Source organism: Pseudomonas sp. MIACH (assembly GCF_001269925.1).
Lineage (GTDB): Bacteria > Pseudomonadota > Gammaproteobacteria > Pseudomonadales > Pseudomonadaceae > Aquipseudomonas.
Map to the genome: position 1 here is coordinate 320,085 of NZ_LHVO01000056.1, position 6,331 is coordinate 326,415.

Consider the following 6,331-nt stretch of genomic DNA (forward strand, 5'->3'; position numbering starts at 1 on the left):
TGGGGGACGGCCTACGCGGCCATCGAAATAAACAAAAATACGCGAGAGAAATTGCTCAGCCTTAGGCTGCGGCAGCTTCTTTTTGCTCGCGAACTGCAGCCAGAGTACGAGCCAGCTTGCTGGTAGCGCCTTGAATCACGCTCATCAGCTGCGAAATGGCTTCGTTGCGGGTCGGCAGTGTTGCCAGTACGTCGATTTGGTTAGCTGCGAGGAACTTGCCCTCGAACGCAGCTGCCTTGATCTCGAACTTATCCTGACTCTTGGCGAATTCTTTGAACAAACGGGCAGCAGCGCCCGGATGATCTTTAGAGAACGCGATCAGAGTCGGGCCGGTGAACACGTCGTTGAGGACACTGTATTCAGTGTCAGCAACGGCGCGCTTGAGCAGGGTGTTACGTACAACACGTACGTATACGCCAGCTTCACGAGCCTCTTTACGGAGTCCGGTCATAGCGCCTACTGTCACACCACGGGCATCAGCCACGACAGCGGACAGAGCAGCTTTGGCAGCCTCGTTGACTTCAGCGACGATGGCCTTCTTGTCTTCGAGATTAATTGCCACGGGTTTAACTCCTGCTTGTTACCGTTTCATCTGGCCGAAGCCGGATGTCGTTTTGGTGTCTGATTCGGTAAGGAACCGGGAGCACCATCTGCGTAGGCTTGATGGTTTAAGACTTGCGTCGCCTACGGTCTTGGATAGCCCCCGCCAGGCAGGGACCCCAATTTTTCAACTGGCGCAATCACTCGCGCCAATTTGTGTCTTATACGTCCAGCGAGCCTTGGTCGATGACCAGACCTGGGCCCATAGTGGTGCTCAGTGTAACGCGCTTGACGTAGATACCTTTCGAGGAAGCCGGCTTGATACGCTTCAGATCAGCGATCAGGGCTTCAACGTTTTCCTTCAGCTTGACGGCGTCGAAGCCGACTTTGCCAACGGAGGTGTGAATGATGCCGTTTTTGTCGGTGCGATAACGAACCTGACCAGCCTTGGCGTTTTTAACCGCGGTAGCTACGTCTGGCGTTACGGTGCCAACTTTAGGGTTAGGCATCAGGCCACGTGGACCCAGGATCTGACCCAATTGACCTACAACACGCATCGCATCCGGGGAGGCGATAACTACGTCATAGTTCAGGTCGCCGCCTTTCATTTCGGCAGCCAGGTCGTCCATACCAACGCGATCGGCGCCGGCGGCCAGAGCAGCTTCAGCTGCTGGGCCTTGAGTGAAGACAGCTACACGAACAGTCTTACCAGTACCGTGTGGCAGCACAGTAGCGCTACGAACGACCTGGTCAGATTTACGCGGGTCAACACCCAGGTTTACAGCAACGTCAACGGACTCGCTGAACTTGACAGTCGACAGCTCAGTCAGCAAGGCAGCAGCGTCTACGAAATTGTAGGACTTGCCCGCTTCAATTTTGCCAGCGATAGCCTTTTGGCGCTTGGTCAGCTTAGCCATTACACACCCTCCACGTTAAGGCCCATGCTACGAGCAGAACCGGCGATGGTACGCACGGCTGCATCCATATCAGCTGCAGTCAGATCCGCGTTTTTGGTTTTCGCGATTTCTTCCAGCTGAGCACGGGTCACGGTGCCAACCTTAACGGTGTTAGGACGAGCGGAACCGCTAGTCAGGCCAGCAGCTTTCTTCAGCAGAACCGAAGCCGGGGTCGACTTGGTTTCGAAAGTGAAGCTACGGTCGCTATAAACAGTGATGATCACTGGAGTCGGCAGACCTGGCTCAAGACCCTGAGTACGGGCGTTGAAGGCCTTGCAGAACTCCATGATGTTCACGCCGTGCTGACCCAGTGCTGGACCAACAGGTGGGCTTGGGTTGGCCTGAGCGGCCTTCACTTGCAGCTTGATGTAAGCGGTAATCTTCTTGGCCATGAGGCACTCCAATTACGGGTTCAAACGCCTCGAAAGGCTCCCCGGTTACTTGCGCGTTTATCCCAGTGACGACAAAACCCCACAGCCTAAGGCTGCGGGGTTGGGATGCATACTCAGCTAGACCTTCTCGACCTGGCTGAATTCTAACTCTACCGGAGTAGAGCGACCGAAAATGAGTACCGCGACCTGAATCCGGCTCTTTTCGTAGTTAACCTCTTCGACAGTACCGTTGAAATCAGCAAACGGACCATCTGTGACACGAACAACCTCACCCGGCTCGAACAGCGTCTTCGGCTTAGGCTTGTCGCTACCGTCGGCGACACGACGCAGAATTGCTTCTGCCTCTTTGTCTGTGATCGGAGCAGGCTTATCAGCAGTACCGCCGATGAAACCCATAACACGAGGAGTGTCCTTGACCAAGTGCCAAGTACCTTCATTCATGTCCATCTGTACCAGCACGTAGCCAGGGAAGAATTTGCGCTCACTTTTGCGCTTCTGACCATTCCGCATTTCAACCACTTCTTCAGTGGGAACCAGAATTTCGCCAAAACCTTCTTCCATGCCTGCAAGCTTTACGCGCTCCAGCAAAGAGCGCATAACATGCTTCTCGTAACCCGAGTAAGCATGCACAACGTACCAACGCTTAGCCACGGGACACCCTTAGCCAACAATCAAGGAAACAAGCCAGCCGAGCAGGGAATCGAGCCCCCACAACAGCAACGCCATAACCAGCACAACCGCCACGACAATCAATGTGGTCTGCGTGGTTTCTTGGCGAGTCGGCCAAACGACTTTACGGATCTCAGTGCGAGCTTCCTTTACCAGGACTGCGAAAGACTTACCCTTGGTAGTCTGCAGGCCAACAAAGGCAGCAACAGCAGCAAGAGCAAGCAAAGCGAGAACGCGGTACAGGATCGGCGAAGCAGAGTAGTACTGATTGCCAACAACGCCTACGACCACCAAAGCGACTACAGCGAGCCACTTAACCAGATCGAAACGAGAGCTTTGAGCTTCAGCCTTAGGAGTCATCTATGAAGATCCTGTGAAAAGAAAGCCAGACACACCACGTGAATCTGGCAGGTCAGGAGGGAATCGAACCCCCAACCTACGGTTTTGGAGACCGTCGCTCTGCCAATTGAGCTACTGACCTAAAACAAAATCAGGCCGACCATTATGCAGACCTGAAAAAGACTTTACAACAACCAACCCCCAGAGACCTGAAATCGCCGAACAACAAAGCGATCTAAAAAACCTTCAAGCCGAGTCAGCCGTTAAAACAAAGGCAGATATTTTCATATCTGCCTTGTTATATGGAGCTCTTGAGCGGATTTGAACCGCTGACCTCACCCTTACCAAGGGTGTGCTCTACCAACTGAGCTACAAGAGCGAAACACATGCACAACCTGCAAACTTGGAGCGGGTAGCGGGAATCGAACCCGCATCATCAGCTTGGAAGGCTGAGGTTCTACCACTAAACTATACCCGCGGAGCTTGCAGCTCACGCTAAAATGGTGGAGGGGGAAGGATTCGAACCTTCGAAGTCGTAGACGTCAGATTTACAGTCTGATCCCTTTGGCCGCTCGGGAACCCCTCCTAAGCGAGCCGGCATTCTACATCATGCCAGCCTTCTGTCAAGCATTTTCTCATTAAAAATATGAGGTTAGCTGCATTGACCTTCACTTCACGCTGTAGACCTTAGAGGTCTTCACTGCGAAGCGGGCGCCATTCTATGCAAACTATTCGAGAGTTGCAATGCCTTCGCACAGCATTATTTTATGTTTTAACTCATTGAATTCCTTAGCAAGGTTTTCAAAGGGCAGATCGTCAGCTACGCGCCGACTTTCCGGGGCAACCTGGAGCCAGTAACCCTGGGCATCAGCAGTATTCAGCAACTGAACCTTGACCTTTATATCCAGGCTAGTGAGACGCTGCTCGACAGATTGCGCCTGTCGCTGGTCTGCAAAACCACCAATATACAAACAAGTATTTTGCGCATCAGCCTTTGCGCGATCCTTGCGAACCACGGCCTCTGAGGACTCACTCAGCAGGCGAATATCTTGCTGATTGCTCCGGTAGAGACTCAGAGGGGTAACATCTTTAGCGCGCAATGGCACTTCTTGCTGATGCCATATGTAGTAGAAGGCGTTGAGGATCAGTAAAAGCAAAAACAGCCAACGCATAAACACCTCAAGATAAAGGGCACGCCATCGCCAGACCAACGAAAACCAAATCAGGCACCAGGCGAGCCTGCGGCACTGCATCCTGCACCAAATCAGCATCGCCGCCGGTCAGGAACACAGTAAAGTCATCCCCCCAGTAGCTTCGGGCGAGTTCGAGCTGGGTCAGTACAAACCCCCTGAGCATCAACATACAGCCACGCTCTACAGCCTCTACAGTCGTACGACCCGGCAACAGGCACTCTAACGCCCTTTCGGCAGCAGCATCGTCATAACGTATCTTGCGTGTATGCGTACGCAACTGGTTACGCATAAGTGGCATACCAGGACAAATGAACCCGCCTAAATGCGCACCATCTCCAGCAATAAAATCCGCAGTTGCCGCCGTGCCAAAGTCGAGCACCAGGCACGCGCCCGACGCCAGTTTGAATCCGCCCAGCATTGCCAACCAGCGATCAAGACCAAGACGCTCGAAATCTTCGTAGCCGTTGCGCACCCCGCCCATTTCTCTCGCAGAAACAGCACAGGACACAGACACACCAAAAGCCGCCTCCAGCGCCCCAACCAGATTGCTTGTCTCATCCTGAGCACGAACACTGACTAACCGACAACGCGTCAATAACAAACCAGGCAGCGCCTCCAGGCTTTCAATTAATGCAACGTCTGAACTAACGACACCTTCTGCACAGGCGCTTGCCTGATCCGAATCAAGTACACGCCACTTGATAAAGCTATTCCCACAGTCGAGCTCAAGAATCATCACGCAACCTCAGGCTTAACTCACCACCACTGTATATTTTTTCAGCACCACCGACACTTAAACGCAAGGCACCGTGTCCATCGACACCCAACACCACCCCATCAACCTGATTGACGCCAGCTATGAGTGACACCGCTTTCCCCTGCCAGGCGTGGCCGCTCTCCCACTCCTCCTGAAACGCCGCAAAACCTAACAACCTATGTCGATCCAAGTAGCTTTTCAATTGCAGGCCCAAGCGCGCCACTAAAGAATTGCGATCAACAGAAGAGCCCGTCTCCAACTGCACTGAAGTCCATTGCTGATCAACCTCATCAGTCTTTTGCATATTCACGTTAATACCTATTCCGAGGACGACGTGACAGATATCCGCGGGATCACCTACAAGCTCCAGCAAAACCCCAGCGATTTTCTTCTGTCCTACCAGCACGTCGTTTGGCCACTTCAAAGCAGCCCCCTGCACTCCAGACTCTCGCAGAGCCTGCATGACCGCCAAGCCCACAACTAGACTCAGGCCCTCCAGCTGTCTAAGGCCATCCTCAACACGCAACAAGAGACTGTAATAGACATTCTGGGCGAACGGACTAACCCACTTTCGACCACGCCGCCCTCTTCCTGCTGTCTGCTGCTCCGCAAGCACCAGAAACGGGGCCGTACACTTCCCCCCAACGAGGCGCAAGGCTTCGGCATTCGTCGAGTCAATGGAGTTGTAGATCTGAATAGGCCATGCCAGTGAGGGCGCATGCAGCGCAATCTGCTCAGAACTCAAAAAAACCAGTGGCGAAGCTAATTGATATCCCTTCCCACGAATCTTATGGACAGGCAGATTCAATTCGGCTTCAAGGTGCTGGAGTTGCTTCCAGACAGCACTGCGACTGACGCCTAGGGCGGCGCCAAGTGCCTCTCCGGAATGGAATCGGCCATCTTTCAAAAGTTCTAACAACGTCAGCATGCAAGTATCGCCTCACAATGAGGCACGCATGATAGCCATGCGCAAGGTCATTGCATAGAAAGGCGGAACTTTAGCATTGAAGGCCACCCCGAGGCGCCTCTTCACACTTTTCGACCGAGCAAAACAAAACCCCATCTGCTTTCGCAAATGGGGTTTCGGAATTTAATCTTGACGATGACCTACTCTCACATGGGGAAACCCCACACTACCATCGGCGATGCATCGTTTCACTACTGAGTTCGGGATGGGATCAGGTGGTTCCAATGCTCTATGGTCGTCAAGAAATTCGGGTACTGAGTCGTGGCCAGCTGGCCTCGCTTCAGCAAATTGGGTATGTGACAGCTGTCGGTGTTTTGTGAGCATCGAACTTTCGGTTCATTGCGTCTTCACACACCGCAATCTGATGCTCTTTCGAGTAGTCAAATTGCTTGGGTGTTATATGGTCAAGCCTCACGGGCAATTAGTATTGGTTAGCTCAACGCCTCACAGCGCTTACACACCCAACCTATCAACGTCGTAGTCTTCGACGGCCCTTCAGGGGACTCAAGGTCCCAGTG

At 53.1% G+C, this 6,331-nt stretch carries 8 protein-coding genes, 4 tRNA genes and 2 rRNA genes; all 14 read right to left on the reverse strand.

Annotated features, from left to right (window positions below):
* Window positions 1-61 precede the first annotated feature (61 nt).
* Complete coding sequence (gene rplJ, locus AD670_RS24305) at window positions 62-562, reverse strand: 50S ribosomal protein L10 (RefSeq protein ID WP_003176433.1); 501 nt, start codon at window positions 560-562, stop codon at window positions 62-64.
* Window positions 563-761: 199 nt separating this feature from the next.
* Window positions 762-1,457: a 50S ribosomal protein L1 gene (gene rplA / locus AD670_RS24310; protein ID WP_003176434.1), complete on the reverse strand. Its 696-nt coding sequence runs from the start codon at window positions 1,455-1,457 to the stop codon at window positions 762-764.
* Window positions 1,457-1,888, reverse strand: coding sequence for a 50S ribosomal protein L11 (rplK, locus tag AD670_RS24315; protein WP_003176435.1), 432 nt, complete (start codon window positions 1,886-1,888; stop codon window positions 1,457-1,459). Before rplK ends, rplA begins: the two co-directional genes overlap by 1 nt.
* Before the next feature lie 117 nt (window positions 1,889-2,005).
* The gene (nusG, locus tag AD670_RS24320; RefSeq protein WP_053138316.1) at window positions 2,006-2,539 is read right to left on the reverse strand and encodes a transcription termination/antitermination protein NusG; all 534 of its coding nucleotides are present in this window, start codon (window positions 2,537-2,539) and stop codon (window positions 2,006-2,008) included.
* Between the two features lie 9 nt (window positions 2,540-2,548).
* Window positions 2,549-2,917, reverse strand: a complete 369-nt coding sequence (gene secE / locus AD670_RS24325; protein ID WP_053138319.1) for a preprotein translocase subunit SecE — start codon at window positions 2,915-2,917, stop codon at window positions 2,549-2,551.
* Window positions 2,918-2,962: 45 nt separating this feature from the next.
* Window positions 2,963-3,038: transfer RNA gene (locus tag AD670_RS24330), tRNA-Trp, on the reverse strand.
* Between the two features lie 161 nt (window positions 3,039-3,199).
* Window positions 3,200-3,275, reverse strand: a tRNA-Thr gene (locus AD670_RS24335).
* A gap of 25 nt (window positions 3,276-3,300) precedes the next feature.
* A tRNA-Gly gene (locus AD670_RS24340) sits at window positions 3,301-3,374 on the reverse strand.
* 23 nt (window positions 3,375-3,397) lie between these two features.
* Window positions 3,398-3,482 (reverse strand) — tRNA-Tyr (locus AD670_RS24345).
* Window positions 3,483-3,624: 142 nt separating this feature from the next.
* On the reverse strand, window positions 3,625-4,068 hold the full coding sequence (locus tag AD670_RS24350) for a hypothetical protein (RefSeq protein WP_053138321.1): 444 nt from the start codon (window positions 4,066-4,068) through the stop codon (window positions 3,625-3,627).
* 7 nt (window positions 4,069-4,075) lie between these two features.
* Entirely contained in the window at window positions 4,076-4,825 is a 750-nt protein-coding gene (locus AD670_RS24355; RefSeq protein ID WP_053138324.1) for a pantothenate kinase, read from the reverse strand.
* Complete coding sequence (birA, locus tag AD670_RS24360; protein ID WP_053138327.1) at window positions 4,815-5,774, reverse strand: bifunctional biotin--[acetyl-CoA-carboxylase] ligase/biotin operon repressor BirA; 960 nt, start codon at window positions 5,772-5,774, stop codon at window positions 4,815-4,817. The genes AD670_RS24355 and birA overlap by 11 nt, the downstream gene beginning before the upstream one ends.
* 166 nt (window positions 5,775-5,940) lie before the next feature.
* A 5S ribosomal RNA gene (rrf, locus tag AD670_RS24365) occupies window positions 5,941-6,056 on the reverse strand.
* 157 nt (window positions 6,057-6,213) lie between these two features.
* Window positions 6,214-6,331, reverse strand: a 23S ribosomal RNA gene (locus AD670_RS24370); the annotation flags it as partial.

Excerpts from the sequence above, each read along its gene's own strand:
- rplA (WP_003176434.1), bottom strand. The coding sequence starts at position 1,457 with ATGGCTAAGCTGACCAAGCGCCAAAAGGCTATCGCTGGCAAAATTGAA.
- rplK (WP_003176435.1), bottom strand. The coding sequence starts at position 1,888 with ATGGCCAAGAAGATTACCGCTTACATCAAGCTGCAAGTGAAGGCCGCT.
- secE (WP_053138319.1), bottom strand. The coding sequence starts at position 2,917 with ATGACTCCTAAGGCTGAAGCTCAAAGCTCTCGTTTCGATCTGGTTAAG.
- AD670_RS24350 (WP_053138321.1), bottom strand. The coding sequence starts at position 4,068 with ATGCGTTGGCTGTTTTTGCTTTTACTGATCCTCAACGCCTTCTACTAC.
- AD670_RS24355 (WP_053138324.1), bottom strand. The coding sequence starts at position 4,825 with ATGATTCTTGAGCTCGACTGTGGGAATAGCTTTATCAAGTGGCGTGTA.
- birA (WP_053138327.1), bottom strand. The coding sequence starts at position 5,774 with ATGCTGACGTTGTTAGAACTTTTGAAAGATGGCCGATTCCATTCCGGA.